The sequence below is a fragment of the Enterococcus sp. 7F3_DIV0205 genome, from assembly GCF_002141365.2.
GTDB lineage: Bacteria > Bacillota > Bacilli > Lactobacillales > Enterococcaceae > Enterococcus_L > Enterococcus_L palustris.
In genome coordinates this window covers 1463240-1480194 of record NZ_CP147244.1, presented here as the reverse complement: position 1 = coordinate 1480194, position 16955 = coordinate 1463240, and the positions used below count along the sequence as shown (strand labels likewise).

The 16955-nt window shown below is 34.9% G+C and carries 17 protein-coding genes; 14 read left to right on the top strand and 3 right to left on the bottom strand.

Going from position 1 to position 16955, the window contains the following annotated elements:
• Nucleotides 1-8: 8 nt before the first annotated feature.
• The 3 genes from A5821_RS07005 to rlmN all read left to right on the top strand — a co-directional run bounded on the left by A5821_RS07005 (nucleotide 9) and on the right by rlmN (nucleotide 4078).
• Entirely contained in the window at nucleotides 9-758 is a 750-nt protein-coding gene (locus A5821_RS07005) for an ABC transporter ATP-binding protein (RefSeq protein ID WP_086313857.1), read from the top strand.
• The gene (locus tag A5821_RS07000) at nucleotides 748-2571 is read left to right on the top strand and encodes an ABC transporter permease (protein WP_086313856.1); all 1824 of its coding nucleotides are present in this window, start codon (nucleotides 748-750) and stop codon (nucleotides 2569-2571) included. The genes A5821_RS07005 and A5821_RS07000 overlap by 11 nt, the downstream gene beginning before the upstream one ends.
• A 418-nt stretch (nucleotides 2572-2989) precedes the next feature.
• Entirely contained in the window at nucleotides 2990-4078 is a 1089-nt protein-coding gene (rlmN, locus tag A5821_RS06995) for a 23S rRNA (adenine(2503)-C(2))-methyltransferase RlmN (RefSeq protein ID WP_086313855.1), read from the top strand.
• A gap of 89 nt (nucleotides 4079-4167) precedes the next feature.
• On the opposite strand, the gene A5821_RS06990 is transcribed toward rlmN, so the two are convergent.
• The 3 genes from A5821_RS06990 to A5821_RS06980 form a co-directional block, all read right to left on the bottom strand.
• Nucleotides 4168-5097, bottom strand: coding sequence for a LysR family transcriptional regulator (locus A5821_RS06990; RefSeq protein WP_086313854.1), 930 nt, complete (start codon nucleotides 5095-5097; stop codon nucleotides 4168-4170).
• Between the two features lie 164 nt (nucleotides 5098-5261).
• Nucleotides 5262-6029 (bottom strand): DeoR/GlpR family DNA-binding transcription regulator, encoded by a 768-nt coding sequence (locus tag A5821_RS06985; protein WP_086313853.1) that lies wholly within the window; start codon nucleotides 6027-6029, stop codon nucleotides 5262-5264.
• The gene (locus A5821_RS06980) at nucleotides 6030-6809 is read right to left on the bottom strand and encodes a hypothetical protein (protein ID WP_086313852.1); all 780 of its coding nucleotides are present in this window, start codon (nucleotides 6807-6809) and stop codon (nucleotides 6030-6032) included.
• Nucleotides 6810-7007: 198 nt separating this feature from the next.
• Here A5821_RS06980 and ulaG point away from each other — a divergent pair, with 198 nt between their 5' ends.
• The 11 genes from ulaG to comGC all read left to right on the top strand — a co-directional run bounded on the left by ulaG (nucleotide 7008) and on the right by comGC (nucleotide 16954).
• A complete protein-coding gene (gene ulaG, locus A5821_RS06975) occupies nucleotides 7008-8072 on the top strand; it encodes an L-ascorbate 6-phosphate lactonase (RefSeq protein WP_086313851.1) in 1065 nt (354 codons plus the stop codon).
• A gap of 15 nt (nucleotides 8073-8087) precedes the next feature.
• Nucleotides 8088-8546, top strand: coding sequence for a PTS sugar transporter subunit IIA (locus A5821_RS06970; protein WP_086313850.1), 459 nt, complete (start codon nucleotides 8088-8090; stop codon nucleotides 8544-8546).
• A 15-nt stretch (nucleotides 8547-8561) separates the two neighbouring features.
• Nucleotides 8562-10040, top strand: coding sequence for a PTS ascorbate transporter subunit IIC (locus A5821_RS06965; protein WP_086313849.1), 1479 nt, complete (start codon nucleotides 8562-8564; stop codon nucleotides 10038-10040).
• 28 nt (nucleotides 10041-10068) lie between these two features.
• On the top strand, nucleotides 10069-10368 hold the full coding sequence (locus A5821_RS06960) for a PTS sugar transporter subunit IIB (protein WP_069634574.1): 300 nt from the start codon (nucleotides 10069-10071) through the stop codon (nucleotides 10366-10368).
• Between the two features lie 77 nt (nucleotides 10369-10445).
• The gene (locus A5821_RS06955; RefSeq protein ID WP_086313848.1) at nucleotides 10446-11084 is read left to right on the top strand and encodes a 3-keto-L-gulonate-6-phosphate decarboxylase UlaD; all 639 of its coding nucleotides are present in this window, start codon (nucleotides 10446-10448) and stop codon (nucleotides 11082-11084) included.
• A 5-nt stretch (nucleotides 11085-11089) separates the two neighbouring features.
• Nucleotides 11090-11950, top strand: coding sequence for an L-ribulose-5-phosphate 3-epimerase (locus A5821_RS06950; RefSeq protein ID WP_086313847.1), 861 nt, complete (start codon nucleotides 11090-11092; stop codon nucleotides 11948-11950).
• The gene (locus A5821_RS06945; protein WP_086313846.1) at nucleotides 11940-12650 is read left to right on the top strand and encodes an L-ribulose-5-phosphate 4-epimerase; all 711 of its coding nucleotides are present in this window, start codon (nucleotides 11940-11942) and stop codon (nucleotides 12648-12650) included. The genes A5821_RS06950 and A5821_RS06945 overlap by 11 nt, the downstream gene beginning before the upstream one ends.
• Nucleotides 12651-12809: 159 nt before the next feature.
• Complete coding sequence (locus A5821_RS06940) at nucleotides 12810-14138, top strand: APC family permease (RefSeq protein WP_086313845.1); 1329 nt, start codon at nucleotides 12810-12812, stop codon at nucleotides 14136-14138.
• Between the two features lie 572 nt (nucleotides 14139-14710).
• Nucleotides 14711-15673, top strand: coding sequence for a competence type IV pilus ATPase ComGA (gene comGA, locus A5821_RS06935; RefSeq protein WP_086313844.1), 963 nt, complete (start codon nucleotides 14711-14713; stop codon nucleotides 15671-15673).
• Complete coding sequence (gene comGB, locus A5821_RS06930) at nucleotides 15627-16673, top strand: competence type IV pilus assembly protein ComGB (protein WP_086313843.1); 1047 nt, start codon at nucleotides 15627-15629, stop codon at nucleotides 16671-16673. The genes comGA and comGB overlap by 47 nt, the downstream gene beginning before the upstream one ends.
• Nucleotides 16674-16720: 47 nt before the next feature.
• Nucleotides 16721-16954 (top strand): competence type IV pilus major pilin ComGC, encoded by a 234-nt coding sequence (gene comGC, locus A5821_RS06925; protein WP_249921858.1) that lies wholly within the window; start codon nucleotides 16721-16723, stop codon nucleotides 16952-16954.
• Nucleotide 16955: the final 1 nt, after the last annotated feature.

Below are 16955 nucleotides of genomic sequence, written 5' to 3'. Positions count from 1 at the left end.
CGATAAGAATGTTACAAGTAGAAAATCTAACAAAAACATATGGAACAGAAATTAAATATGAGGCATTAAAAGGATTGAACTTAACTGTAAATGACGGTGAATTTATTGGAATAATGGGTCCTTCTGGAAGTGGGAAAAGTACTTTTTTAAATCTTCTTGCTACAATCGATCAACCAACATCTGGACACGTTTTATTAAATGGCAAAGATCCAAATCAGTTAAATCAAGAAGAGATTGCCAAGTTCAGACGAAGAGAATTAGGTTTTATTTTCCAAAGTTTTAATCTAATGCCGACGTTGACTGTAGAGGAAAATATTGTGTTGCCGTTGACTTTGGATGGAGAAAAAATTTCTGTTATGAAAAAACAGCTGAATCTACTAGCTGATCGCTTAGGAATTGCTAGTTTATTAAAAAAACGTATTGCAGAAATATCTGGAGGTCAAGCGCAACGCGTTGCTGTCGCTCGGGCAATGATTCATCAACCACAATTGCTACTTGCGGATGAACCCACAGGGAATTTAGATACGAAATCATCGAAAGATGTGATGCAACTGTTACAGCAATTAAATGAAGCAGAAAAAGCAACCATTTTGATGGTCACACATGACCCGTTAGCAGCAAGTTACTGTAAACGGATCGTATTTATTAAAGATGGCCAATTGATAGACGAGATCCATCACAATGGAAATCAAAAGATGTTTTATGATGAGATCATGATAAAACTATCCGAGATTGAAGGTGTCGATAATGAGTTTTAGTCAATTTGTTATTCGAAATACATTGAGAAATAAGCATTTATATATGGCTTATTTTCTAAGTACCTTATTCTCTGTAATGGTTTTTTTCACATTTACAGTATTTGCATTTCATCCAGCACTAACTAATGGTCTAAATCAAAAAGTTCAAATGGGGATGCTAGCAGCAGCAATCATTATCTATGGCTTTTCATTTTTCTTTGTTCTATACTCGATGGATGTGTTCATCCAGTCAAGGAAAAAGGAATTTGGACTATTGATGATTCAGGGGATGAGCCCTAGACAACTGAAAAAGATGGTTTTTATTGAAAACTTAGTTATTGGTTTTTTTGCCACAATTATCGGAAGTATTGCAGGAATTGGATTTTCTCAAGTGATTTTGTGGTTGAGTAATAAATTGATGCATGTAAACTTTGGTTTTTATTTTCCGATACAAGCATTTGTATTAACGGTTATTTCTTTTGCTGTTTTATTTTTGGCTATTTCTTTTTTCATTCAATTTCGTTTGCCGAAGTTAAGTTTACAAGAGTTGCTAAAAGCAGGAGACCTTGGAAAAGGGACAATCAAAAGCTCACATGTCAAAACGATACTGGCTATTTTGTTGATTGGTATAGGATATGCAATTGCGCTAATGGTCAAAGGAATGATAGTACCTTTTGTGATGATTCCTGTGATTTTCTTAGTTGTTGCAGGTACACGTTTTTTATTCAATCAACTAAGTGTGTCAGTGATTGAGCGTTTGAAAAAGAAACAATCTATTTTTTGGAAGAAAACGAACATGGTTGTTTTTTCTGATTTGGCATTTCGAATGAAGGACAATGCTCGCTCATTTTTCTTAGTATCGATTATTTCAACAGTTGCATTTGCTGCGATCGGTACATTATACGGATTACAAAATATGATTTTAAGTGGGTTAAATCAAAACCCGTATGAGTTCCATGTAACTGGATCATTAGAGGATACAGCATCAATCAAGCAAGAGTTCACCCAGTTATTGGCAGATAAAGGAATACACGCAGAGCAAAGTGAACTGACTATCTATATGAATGCCGATCATGTTAATTTTGTTAAAGAGTCTGACTATAATCGTCTAGCAGAAGTAATTAAAAAACCAACGATTAAAACGGAAGGTAAAGTCATTCAGTTACTATCGAATAACACTATTTATGGGCAAGAATCGGTAATAAAAGATGCCAAGTTAGCTGATGGATCAGATTTATCTGTAGATAAATCTGAAAACTCAGATGTTATTTCGACATATGGAGCAACTGTGCTTGTCCCTGATGAGACTAATCTTCAAAATATGGAAAGTACGATAACCACAGTTTGGCAACCGGAAAATGTTCGTTATGATAAACTTGTAGAAATTGGTAAATTTCAAGAAAAAAATATCCCTTTTATGGCTAAAAGCTATTCAAAACAAGCAATCACTGACGAGTATGCACCAATCTTATTTGTTGGAATTTTTATAGGAATTGTCTTCTTCGTTTCAGCTGGAAGTTTCTTGTATTTCCGATTGTATAGTGATATGGATGTGGATGTAGAAAAATTCAAGATGATCTACAAAATGGGATTAACTAAAAAGGAACTGAAAAAAATGATCTATCAACAGGTAGGAATTCTATTCTTCACACCGATAATTGTCTCTGTGATTCATGGAGCAGTGGCATTGACCGCAATGTATCACATGTTTGATCAAGGAATGCAGGGTACTGGGTGGCTGGTATTAGGAATGTTTATTCTGATTCAGATGGTCTACTACTTAATCGCTCGCATATTTTATTTCAAAAAAGTCTATCATTTAGTGCAAGTGTAATAATGAAAGAAGAGGATAGTGGGACAGCTGTAGGTACTTTACAGCAATCAGAGGCAATTTTAACTTGTTCCGAAAGGATTGCTTCTGCTTCCACCGTGTATCCAGATTTCAAGTGAGTGGAATATGACTCGAAGAGTTATATCCCACTCGCTTCTTTTGCTATTAAGGAAGGAATAAAAGGCGTTGTGTACAGGAACGAAAAGTTACCAGTATTTTTATTGATAGCCTTGCGAAAAAAACTTTGATTTAGGAATAAAATTGGGTAGGAAAATAATCATTGTAAATGTCGTAGAAAATAAAAATGGAGGTATTGAGAAAAGTCTAATTCTGCTAAGTAACCTAGATAACGTATAGACAAATCGAGTACAATAAGTTATAGTATGAAGCGAATGTTTAGAAGAAATGAGGAAGAAAACTAGTGGAAAAAGCATCCATTTATGGTTTAACAAAAGAAGAACTGATCGCATGGTTCATCGAACATGACGAAAGAAAGTTCCGGGCCACTCAAGTATGGGAATGGCTTTATATCAAACGTGTCATGGCATTTAGTGAAATGACGAATTTATCAAAAGATGTAATCAATTTATTAGAAGAAAATTTTATCATCAATCCCTTACGTCAGGTGATCATCCAAGAAGCGAAAGACGGTACCGTGAAATATCTTTTTGAGTTGCCAGATAAAAATATGATTGAAACAGTCTTGATGCGTCAAGAATATGGGATGTCTGTTTGTGTAACAACACAAGTTGGTTGTAATATTGGTTGTACGTTCTGTGCAAGTGGTTTGCTCAAAAAACAACGTGATTTAACAGCGGGGGAAATCGTCGCTCAAATCATGTTAGTTCAGCATTATTTTGATGAGCGCGGACAAGATGAACGAGTAAGTCATATTGTTGTGATGGGAATCGGTGAGCCGTTTGATAACTATGATAATTTAATGAATTTCCTACATACGATCAACGATCCTAAAGGTTTGGCAATTGGAGCACGTCACATTACAGTTTCAACAAGTGGCTTAGTACCGAAGATCAAAGAATTTGCTAATAATGGACTGCAAGTGAACTTAGCGATTTCTTTACACGCACCAAATAATGATGTTCGGACATCGATCATGCGAATCAATCGCAGTTTCCCGATTGAAAAGTTAATGGAAGCTGTTGACGAGTATCTGGAAAAAACAAATCGTCGGATTACCTTCGAGTATATTATGTTAAGTCATGTGAATGATCGTCCTGAACATGCGCAGCAATTGGCAGATCTATTGAAAGATAAGAAAAAATTAACGTTTGTCAATTTGATTCCGTACAACCCAGTCAGTGAACATGATCAATATAGCCGCAGTGAAAAAGCGGATGTGTTAAAATTCTATGATGTTTTGAAGAAAAATGGAATTAATTGTGTTATTAGAAAAGAATATGGAACAGATATCGATGCGGCTTGCGGACAACTAAGAAGTAAGCAAATCAAAAAAGCTGATAAAAAAGTTCGACCAGCTAAAACTAGATAGTTTGACTATCAGAGGTTCATGTTTAAATTTTTTTATTCAGATTTTAAAGAGCTGAGGTGTAACTCTTTGAGTTATGTCTCAGCTCTTTTTTAGTCGGCATTTAAAATCGTAAAGCCATAATCAACAATATGCTCTTTCAAATAGCGTAAGTATTCTTCCCCCATTGGAGATAACGACATTTGAGCAGGATGAATCCAGCCAATCTCCATTGTTTCATCAACCTCTAAAGGCAATGCAACAATATTTTCATCATTCAATTCTCGACTTAATACTCCAGAACTGATTGTATAACCATCAAGACCAATCAAAAAATTGAATAAGGTTGCTCGATCACTGACTCGGATACTTTTCTTACGGTATAGGGTACTTAATATCTCTTCTGAAAAATGAAAGGAGTTAAATTGTCCTTGCTCAAACGAAAGATAAGGAAAGTCTTCCAAGTCTTTCAATGTTACGGATGTTTTCCCCACTAAAGGATTCTTTTTACTGACGAAAACATGTGGATTAGCCGTGAATAAGGGATGGAAAACAAGTTGTTTTTCTTTTAATAATTTTCTGATCACTTTTTCGTTGAATGTATTTAAGTACAAAATACCTAATTCGCTCTGAAAAGTGCTGACATCTTCAATAATATTATTGGTTTGTGTTTCACGAAAAGTGAATTCGTATTCATTTTTTTCGTAAGATCGGATCAATTGTACAAAGGCGTGAACGGCAAAGGCATAATGTTGCGCAGAAACAGAAAATAGTCTTCGGCGAGTCTCAGCTCCTTTATATTTTTCTTCCATCAAATCGACTTGTTCTAAGATCTGACGAGCATAGGATAAAAATTCGGTCCCCTCAGTTGTAAGAACCATTCCTTTTTGTGTTCGTTGAAAGATCTGAATATTCATTTCTTGTTCTAACTCTTTGATCGCAGTTGAAAGGCTAGGCTGAGTAATGAAGAGATGTTTAGCTGCTTCATTAACTGAACCTAATTCAACAACTTTTATAATATAATCCAATTGTTTGATCCTCATGATCCAATCCTCCTTAAATTTAAAAGCGCAGCGAACTTATCCATTTTTGAGAAAATAGAAGGGGTGTAATTTATTTTTGACTAGATTATATCATAAACCAAATAGTTTTATTGAATAAAACTATTATGAAAAAAGAGTTGCTTTCGTGGTACGATCTTTGGATGTTAGATTTCAACTTGAATCACTTGTACGCCTTGTTTTTCTATTTCTCGAATCACTTCAGGCGAAGCGAATGTGTCTGTAATTAAATAATTGATATCTTTGATATTCCCACTAGTAAAATTAGATGAAAACCCGATTTTGCGATAATCAGCAACAACGATCACTAAGCCATTTGTTCGCTCGATAATCAGTGAATTTATTTTTGATTCATGTAAGACAGGTGTTGTGATTCCATTTTCAATACTAAGACCGGAACAGCCGATAATAGAGATATCAGATGACATTTTCGAAAATGAATCGATAGCAATATCGCCAACTAAGGCTTCTTTTGGAAAGCGAATTTCGCCCCCAGATAGAATAACTGTTGAGTTTGGATTGTGATCCAGATTAGCGACTTTTACATTATTTGTGACGATCGTTACACGTTTATCTTCTAAGTGTTTCAAAGAGGATAACGCTGTCGAACCTGTATTGATAAACAATGTATTTCCATCCTTAACAAACTCAGCTGCCTTTTTAGCAATCGCATTTTTCAGTACTTCAATTTCTTCATTGTAATCTTCTGTACCAGTTTTCTGCACGATCTTAGCTTTCCCGTGCTCTCTTTGGACTAAACCCATTTTTTCTAAAGCAATCAGATCACGGCGAACAGTTATTTCTGAAACTGTTAGCTCAAGACTGATCTCTTTCACCAATAAACTTGTTTCTTTTTTCAATAATTCCAGTAGTTTATCTCGACGATTTTTGATTGTTTTGTGTGAACTTTTCATTTAAATTCCTCCTCTCTCATTCAGTTGAGCAACTGCAAGTGTATTTCCTAGTGCTTTGGCTTCTTTTAATAAACGATAACCTTCCGATGTCTCATTTAGTTTAAGTAAACAGTGGCCTTTTAGATACAAAACGTAGGTCAGCTCTCGGTTATTCAATCGGTTTTTATCAATCAAATCCAGTTCGCTTAAACATTTTTTATTTCTATTTTGGTGGAAGTATCTCATTCCTGTAATTTCATTCCATGAAAACAAGTTGTTCATTTGCTTTTTTTTAGCGTTTTTCAATTTAAACAACTTTTCTAGACAACTTTCTAAATTTTCTTCATCTTTTAAAAAAGAATAGCAATACATTTGCGTATGATAATAAATGAAGAGGTAATCCAATGTGGAATGGAAGAAATGCTGATTCTTATGTAAATGCTCCAAACAAGTTGCATAACTTCCTTCGTCTAACAAAAATAAGCTGTCAAAAATAATAATAGACTGTTTGAAGCCATTAAACAAATCTTTTTTCTGTAGCTTTTGTTTTAAAGCAACCGCTTTTTTTAAATCACAGTCAACAGTCAAAGCATAAATCATTTTTTCATACAGATTTTTTAAATATTCAAAAAGTATAACAATGCTCAATACAATACATCCTAAGCTGCCAAAAATTATTTTTGCGCCCAATGCTTGAGAGCTCGTAACTAGGTAGCAGATATAAATAGCAAATAACAAATAAACAATCCACAATAAACTTTTTTTCCCATAGTAAATACTCTTCCAAGCTAAATTTTTCATATTCCTCACCTCAACGAAACTATATCATAAAAAGATATATATGAACATAAAAAAAGATGTTATGATCGGGAATAAATTCATTTTCGATGTAAACGTTCTTAAAAATGAATAAACGATCTTATAAATGGATTGAAAACGGTTAAAAATATTGTAGAATGAAAAGTGTAATCGAGATTGAGATAATGTGGAGGGATCAATATGGCAACAATTCATGATGTAACAAAAGAGAGCTGGATTTTAAGTACTTTTCCCGAATGGGGAACGTATTTGAATGAAGAAATCGAACAAGAAGAAGTTAAAGAAGGAACCGTTTCTATGTGGTGGCTAGGATGTACAGGGATTTGGTTGAAGTCACATGAAGGTACTAATATCTTATGTGATTTATGGTGTGGAACAGGGAAAAGATCGCATGGTAACGGAAAGATGAAAAAAGGACATCAGATGATGCGAATGAGCGGATGCGAAAATATGCAGCCTAACCTTAGAACCCAGCCTTTTGTCATTGACCCATTTGCTGTGACAGATGTTGACGCATTGGTCGTCACTCATATTCACTCAGATCATTTAGATATCAATACGGCAGCAGCGGTTCATCAAAATTGTCCGAATGCACGCTTTATCGGACCAAAAGAAGTAGTTGAAACTTGGTTGAAATGGGGAATCCCGGAAACGAAAACAACGATTGTAAAACCTGGTGACCGTGTATCAATCAAAGATGTTGATATCGTTGCTTTAGAAGCTTTTGACAGAACTGCGTTGGTGACTTGTGAAGATCCAGAAATGACGCTAAAAGGAAAATTACCTCAAGACATGGATGAAATCGCTGTCAATTACTTGTTTGAAACAAGTGGCGGCAATATCTATCATGCGGGGGATTCTCATTATTCTAATATGTTTGCTAAACATGGGAACGAACACAAAATCGATGTGTGCTTAGGAGCTTATGGAGAAAACCCTCGAGGAATCACGGACAAAGTCACCTCAGTAGACATGTTACGAATGGCAGAATCATTGAATGCCAATGTTGTGATTCCAGTTCATTATGATATTTGGGCAAATTTTATGGCAGATCCAAAAGAAATAACCGAAATATGGAAGTTTAAAAAAGATCGTTTGAACTATCAATTTAAGCCGTTTATATGGCAAGTTGGTGGGAAATTCACGTATCCAAACGATAAAGACAAACTTGAATTCAATTTTTATCGTGGGTTCGATGATGTCTTTACAACGGATAACGATACACCATTTCCATCATTCTTATAAGAAAGGAGAAAGTGAATGTTAAAGTATTTTTATGATAATGATTTAATTCGATTTTGTGAAGAAACGCCTTCAAATTGGGAAGATGCTGTGATACTTAGTTGTCAGACATTATTAGAAAAAGAGATTATAACGCAACAATATGTGGATGAAATTGTTGAATGTGTTCAAAAATATGGCCCTTATATCGTGATTGTGCCAGGTGTTGCTATGCCTCATTCATCAGAAGATAGTCAAGGTGTTTTGGGAACAGCTATTTCATTTACAAAAATGAGTAAAGATGTTGTTTTTGAAGAAGGAAATGCTGAGAAAAATGCGCGTTTATTTTTTACATTAGCAGCCAAAGATAGTGAGGCGCATGTAGAAAATATTTCTAAACTGTCAGAAATGTTGATGACTGATGGAATAATCGATGCATTGATGGCGGTAGAGACGATGGAGGATTACCAAAAAGTAATGGCATCTTTTGACAGATAGAAAGAAGGGGAGTAAATGACACAAGTATTAGATTTTCTGATGGGTATTTGGGATTATTTTGCTGCAAATATTTTGACACAGCCAGCATTTTTAATCGGATTTATTGTTCTATTAGGGTATGTTTTACTTAAAAAACCATTGTATGAAAGTATCGCAGGTTTTTTAAAGGCTACTGTTGGTTATTTGATCTTGACTGTTGGTTCAGGTGGATTAGTCAATAATTTTCGACCGATTTTAGTGGGACTAAAGGAACGCTTTGATTTAGATGCAATGGTTATCGATCCTTATTTTGGTCAAAATGCTGTAACAGCAGGCATAGAAGAAACTTTTGGACGAACATTTAGTGATACGATGATTTTATTATTGATTGCGTTTGTCATGAATATTTTATTGGTTCGTTTTAAGAAATACACAAAATTGCGGGCTGTTTTTACAACTGGGAATGTTCAAATTCAACAAGCAGCAACTGCATTTTGGATTTTATTATTCTGTTTTCCTGATTTAGGTCAAATTCAAATATTGTTGATCATGGGACTTATTCTAGGCTGCTATTGGGCAGTAGGATCGAATCTAACTGTGGATATTACACAAGATTTAACTGAAGGTGCAGGATTCGCAATTGCCCACCAACAAATGTTTGGCGTTTATATATTTGCGCGTTTATCTGAAAAAATGAAAAAAGACAAAAACAATCGAAAATTGGAAGATGTCCAATTACCTGGTTTCTTATCGATTTTCAATGAAAATATGGTTGCAACGTCAATCCTAATGCTTTTTTTCTTTGGGATCATATTAGTTGTGTTAGGACCAGCTTACTTGATTGAAGCAGGTTTCATGGTGGAAGGACAAAGTTTCTTTTTCTATATTTTACAGACAGCACTATACTTTGCTGTTTATCTGGCGATTTTACAGTTAGGCGTTCGAACATTTGTTTCAGAGCTGACAGAGTCATTTCAAGGGATTTCCAATACCTTACTACCAGGGGCAGTTCCTGGAATCGACGTCGCGGCAACGTTTGGTTTTGGTTCCCCAAATGCTGTGACGATAGGCTTTTTATTCGGTGCACTAGGACAATTTATTACGATCGGGTTATTGATTCTTTTTAAATCTCCTGTGATCGTTATTGCGGGTTTTATTCCACTATTCTTTGATAACGCAGTAATTGCTGTTTATGCAAATAACCGTGGCGGATTTAAAGCGGCCTGTATCTTCCCATTTATTTCAGGTGTGATTCAAGTCCTAGGATCTGCTTTGATAGCAGCATTTATCGGGTTATCTCAATATGGAGGATATATCGGGATGTTTGACTGGGCGACTGTTTGGCCAGTGATGACAATATTAATGAAATATTTAGGTTATTTTGGAGTGGCTTTAGTAGTAATTTTACTGTTAGCAATTCCACAGTTCCAATATCGAGCAAATCCAGAAGGATACTTTTTGATTGCAGAAGATTATGATGCGTACGTTAAAAAAATGATGACAAAAGCAGCTTGAGTATATTTAAATTTAGGAGGAAATTAAAATGAGAGTATTAGTATCGTGTGCAAATGGATCAGGAACAAGTTTGATGATGAAAAAAAGTGTAGAAAAAGCACTGAAAGAGTTAGGGTTTAATATTACGAATATTCATCATTGCGCCATTTCAGAAGGAAAAAGTACGGCAGGACAATATGATGTTGTCTTTTGCCCAATGAATTTTTTGAATATGTTTGAAGATGCTAAAAAGAAGGGAATAACAGTGGTCGGTGTCAGAAATGTCATGTCTGCTAAAGAAATTAGTGAACGTGTACAAGAAACTGAATTAGCTGCAAAATTTAAATAATTATAGCAAAAGGAATCAGTCAGGGTGGATAGTTTTTCCACCCTGTTAATGAAAGTTAAAGGTAGGGAGAGAAATAAATGAGTAGACCTAATTTACAGGTAGCTTTAGATCATTCTGATTTAGCTAGTGCAATCAAAGATGTAGTAACAGTTGGTGACATTGTAGACATTGTGGAAGTGGGCACTATCCTTTGTTTACAAGCTGGTGCAGAAGCTGTTCGTTGTATTCGGGCATTATACCCACATAAAAAAGTAGTTGCAGATACTAAATGTGCAGATGCAGGTGGCACTGTGGCAAAAAATTGTCGTGAATCTGGAGCAGATTGGATGACAGTCATTTGTTGTGCAACGATTCCAACTATGAAAGCAGCAGCTAAAGAAGTGGAAGAAGTTCAAGTTGAATTATATGGAGACTGGACATATGAACAGGCACAAAATTGGCTAGATGCAGGCATTACTCAAGCTATTTATCATCAGAGCAGAGATGCACTTTTGGCAGGTGAAACATGGGGAGAAAAAGATTTGGCCAAAGTGAAAAAGCTAATTGAGATGGGCTTTAGAGTTTCCGTTACTGGTGGTTTAGATGTAGAAACATTGAAATTATTCAAAAATCTTGATGTGTATACCTTTATTACAGGACGTGGCATCACAGCTTCTGCTGATCCCCAAAAAGCCGCACAAGATTTTCAGGATGAAATCAAACGCATTTGGGGGTAAGGTTGATGACGACAATAGGAATTTATGAAAAAGCACTCCCGAAAAATATAACTTGGAAAGAGCGTTTATTATTGGCAAAAAAATTAGATTTTGATTTTGTCGAAATGTCTATTGATGAGACTGATGAACGTCTTCAAAGGTTGGACTGGACGCAAGAAGAGCGAAAAGTAGTGAGAGAAGCAATTCATGAGACTGGGATTAAAATATTATCGATTTGTTTAAGTGGGCATCGGCGTTTCCCCTTTGGATCTGAGGATCAAGATAAACGAACAGAAGCATTAGTTATAATGGAAAAAGCAATAAATTTAGCTTCGGACTTAGGGATACGAACTATTCAACTAGCAGGTTATGATGTTTATTATGAAAAGAAAACATTAACATCTAGAGAGTATTTTATTGAAAATTTAAAAAAGGCAGTTGCGATGGCTGCGGCTAAAGAAATTGTTTTATCAATAGAGATTATGGATGATCCATTTATTAATTCTATCTCTAAATTTTTAAAAATCAAAGAACAAATTCGCTCCCCTTATTTACAAGTATATCCTGATGTGGGGAATTTATCAGCATGGCCAGAGAACGATGTTGGCTACGAGTTAGAAATCGGAATTGACCAGATTTCTGCAATCCATTTAAAAGATACATTGGCTGTAACAGACCAGTTTTCGGGCAAATTTAAAGAAGTTCCGTTTGGAGAAGGGTGTGTTGATTTTTTAGGATGTCTTAAAACCTTAAAACGATTGGAATATAATGGACCATTCCTAATTGAGATGTGGAGTGAAAATAGCCAAACACCTGAAAAAGAAATTGAAAACGCAAAGTTATTTCTATTTCCTTGCTTGAAGGAGGCGGGATTTAATGATCAATAAATTGTTAATTAATGAAATGAAGGAACGAGTTTTTGTTGCAAATCTAGCCTTACCTGAAGCAGGATTAGTAAAACTTACTTGGGGAAATGTTAGTGAAATCAATCGAGAAGCAGGGTTGATTGTAATTAAACCAAGTGGTGTTCCTTACCAGACGATGAAGGCACAAGATATGGTGGTAACTGATTTGAATGGGGATGTGTTGGAAGAAGGAATGAAGCCTTCGTCTGATTTAGCGACACATGTTGAGTTATACAAAGCCTTTAAGGAAATCAACTCAGTGGTACATACACATTCAAAACATGCCGTAATGTGGGCACAAGCAGGTAGAGAAATACCAGCATACGGCACTACTCATGCGGACACTTTTTATGGTGTTGTTCCCTGCACGCGCCAATTAACATCGGAAGAAGTAACCTCTGCCTATGAATTTGAGACAGGAAAAGTAATTATTGAAACGTTTAAAGATGGAGCTCTTGATCCTCTGGCTGTTCCTGGGATACTAGTATACGGTCATGGACCGTTTACGTGGGGGCAAACCCCTAAAAAAGCTGTAGAAAATAGTATTGTATTAGATGAAATAGCTGAAATGGCATGTGTAACGGAAGCTGTAAATGAAGCCGTCCGGCCAATTCCTCAATATCTTTTAGATAAACATTTTTTTAGAAAACATGGTACAAATGCATATTATGGGCAAATTTAAAAGAATAGTTTCGGTTAATGGTACAGATAGGTCTGATAAAGGCTTTATCTGTATTTTTTATTTTATGGAAATCTGTTCTGAACATTTATGAAATACTTGAATTTAAATTCAGAAAAGCTATACTAGAAAAATAACTTAAAAGAGAGAATGAGGAGAAGTATGAACGAGAATCGATTAAAGCGGGAAATTTCGCTGTTTGGTGCTTTTGCAACAGTGATGGGGACTGTTATTGGTGCAGGTGTTTTTTTTAAAACAGCAAGTGTGGTCAGTTTTGCTCAATCACCAAGCCTAACAATTTTTGCTTGGGTACTAGGTGGTATTTTAACTTTATGTGCAGGTTTGACAAGTGCTGAATTGGCTACGGCTATTCCAAAAACAGGAGGCGCAGTTAAGTATATCGAGTATACTTACGGTAAGTTACCAGGCTTTTTGTTAGGATGGGCGCAAAGTGTGATTTATTTTCCTGCTAATATTGCAGCATTATCGATTATCTTTAGTACGCAATTTATTCACTTATTTCATTTATCTACTGACTTTCTTATACCGATAGCACTAGGAACAGGTTTAAGTGTAACTATATTTAATTTGCTAGGAACTAAGTTGGCAGCCAATTTACAATCCTTTACATTGATAATAAAAATGCTGCCTATTGCTTTGATTGTAGTAGTTGGACTTTTGATGCCAACTAATGTGGAAGTTTCACTATTTCCTGTAAAAGCTGGTGGAGATAATAATTTTATTCAGGCACTTAGCGGGTCTTTATTGGCAACCATGTTTGCTTATGATGGGTGGTTAGGTGTTGGTGCTGTAGCTGGTGAAATGAAGCAGCCAGAAAAAGATTTGCCTAAGGCAATATTTTTTGGATTGACATTTATTACGATTGTTTATGTTTTAATCAATTTTGTTTTCCTTAAAACATTGCCAATCGAGCAACTTTCGGGAAATTTGAATGCAGCTTCAGAAGCTTCCAATCAAATATTTGGTTCAATGGGTGGTAAGTTAGTAACCATTGGGATATTGATTTCTGTTTATGGTGCTCTAAATGGTTACACGATGACGGGGATTAGAGTTCCTTATGCATTAGCTTTGGAAGAAATGATTCCTTTTAGTCAGCAGTTCCAGAAACTATCTAAAAAGTATGTTGTTCCTTATGTGTCGGGAATTTTTCAATTTAGCATCGCTGCGATCATGATGTTTGTGGGGAGTTTTGATTTGTTAACAGATATGTTAGTTTTTGTTATGTGGCTATTTAGTCTGTTGATTTTTTTGGGAGTATTGATTTTGAGAAAAAAAGAACCAGAACTGAGTCGCCCTTACAAAGTACCTTTTTATCCAGTAATCCCTATTATAGCAATTGTTGGAGGCCTGTTCATTTTGATCACGACATTATTCACACAAACACTATTAGCCAGTATTGGTATTGGGGTGACATTATTGGGAATCCCAGTTTATCTGCTCAACAAAAAAATGAACGAGTCAAAAATCTGATAAGGTTTATTTTTTGTCAAAAATTTATCACTTCGGACTAAGAGATTGAGAAAACTATCAAGAATAATTTGGTATAATGGTTTTGATCTAAGTCTTTGTCACTAGATAAAGCAGTGCTCCTGCCTAACCCTTTTAAGCAGGAGCTCCTTTTTCTCAAAAATTTTAATAAAATTAACAATTTCTGAAAGTTATTCCGGTCAATTTTTTAGTATAATAGGTATATCAAAACGATAAACTATTTTGGGGAAGATAGTGCATCAGAACTCTTGGTAAAGCTGTAAGTGTTGATATTTCAACATTTACAGCTTTATTTTTTACTGTAAAAGTTAAAAATAAGTGGAAATAAATGAGGTTCATTTCCTTGTTTTCACTACTAAATAAGTAATTTTCAATAAATAATAAGCTAATATAAGTCAAATGCAGAATAGGAATTTGAAAATATACTTGATTAAATAAATAATTAACTCTTTATTTCATAAGCAAACCTAGGACAAAACTTAAAAAGTTTTGTTCTAGGTTTTTTTCAATAATTTTTTATTTAGTTGCGTATATTACTATAAGGAGGGGAAAAAATGGATATTAAAGAGTTTTCACTGAAATTAATTGAATGGGGTGTAGCAGAGTGCATACAAGATATCTATGTTTTACCTATTGAGAATAAAATCCAAGTTTTTGCGAGGAAAGGGAAAAGTCGAATTATTTATAAAGAGTTAAATGAACATGAAGGAGAAAAATTAATTTTTCATTTTAAATTTATGGGGAGCATGGACGTTGGTGAAAGAAGGAAAGCACAGGTTGGAGCTGCGACGTACGCAATCAATCAAAAGGAAATACGATTAAGATTGTCAACAGTTGGTGATTTTAGACAAAGGGAGAGCTTAGTTATTCGCTTTTTGCATGTTTTTGGAAACAGTCAAGAGAATTATTTTTTGCCGCAGCAATTAACGATTGTTAGAAGGTATATCAGACGCCGCGGATTACATTTATTTTGTGGACCGGTGGGATCTGGTAAAACAACGTTGATGTATAAACTAGCGAAAGAAACAGATCAATTTCAGCAAGTGATCACAATAGAAGATCCAGTCGAAATCGAAGAAGAGACCTTTTTACAATTACAGACTAACACTAAAATTGATTTAACTTATGATGTGTTGATCAAGGCTTGCTTACGTCATCGTCCTGATATTTTGATTATTGGAGAAATTCGAGATGGTCTCACAGCGCAAGCAGCAATCAGAGCAGCACTTACTGGGCATACGGTATTTGCGACGATCCATGCAAGAAGTATTACTGGAGTGTATGAACGGTTAGCTGAATTAGGGGTTCAACAAAGAGAAATGATTGAATGTGTATCTGGGATCATCTATCAAAGATTGTTACCATTTCAGTCGACTAAGAAAGAAGAAATCAGCGGGCTGCTGATAGATTTTATATTTTCTAATAAAATGACATCTAAGTGGTCGAAAGATTTAAGAAAGGTTTGGGCATATGGATTTATCGACAATCAAACATTTGAGGAAGAAAAAGAGCATTAAACTATCTAAACAACAGCAACCATTGTTGATTCAATTACTGGCAGACTTATTAAGTAATGGATTTACAGTTCAAGAAAGTTTGATCTTTATGAAGAAATCGCGATCAATTTCAAAAATAACAATCGACTATTTGATTGCCATTATGGAAGGAGGAGAGTCTCTCCATAATGGGTTAGCACAGATTGGGTTTAAGACAACGATCATTACCCAAATTGAGTTTGCTCAAGCGCATGGAGATATAGCTGGGACACTAAATAAAATCAAAGAACACATGAAAATTGTGGATAAGCAACAGCAAAGTTTCTATAAAGTAATCAGTTATCCTGTACTATTATTACTTTTTTTGACAGTTGTTTTGATTAGTATTCGTCAAATTCTCTTGCCTCAATTGATGACAAATGGAATGATTCAAACAGATAATCTAGGGATTCGATTTATTCAGCAAAGTCCTTATTATATCCTGACTTTTTTATTCAGTTTAGCAATATCAACGGTTGCGTTTCGCTTTTATTTGAGTAAAAAAACTTTTTTGCAAAGAGCTATGTTTGTTGCTAAGGTACCTTTTTTAGGGAATTTTTATAAAGAATACAATTCAGCTTTTTTTGCACTTGAATGGGGAAAATTATTTTCTCAAGGTTTGGAAATCAAAATGATTATTCAATTGATGCAAACAACAGGTCAACAATCACTAATGAGCGAATTAGCGAAAATGATTGAGGAGCAATCGATATCAGGGCAAACATTTTACGAACAATTACCCAATTTTTCTTTCTTTTCCCCAGAGCTGTCTTTGATTATTCAACAAGGGCAAGTCAAAGGAAACTTAGGGAAAGAGCTGATTTTGTATAGTGAACTCTGCTGGCAACGTTTTTTTAAGCGAATGGAAAAAATGATTCAATGGATTCAACCAATTATTTTCTTAGTTGTTGCATTATTGGTTGTGAGTATTTATGCTGCAATGCTATTACCAATTTATGGTGGAATGGAGGAATTTTTGTGAAAAAGAAAAAGCAACGACTCAATTACAATGGGTTTACTTTACTAGAAATGCTCGTCGTACTTCTGATAATTTCTGTTTTGATTCTATTATTTGTTCCAAACCTTTCAAAACATAAAGAAGGCGTTGATAAAAAAGGAAACGATGCGATCGTTAAAATAGTCGAAACACAAATAGATCTGTATATTTTAGAAAAAAATCAAACTCCTACAGTCGATCAATTGCTGAAAGAAGAGTACATTACACAAGAACAATATGACAAATATCAAGAAAGCAAGAAATGAT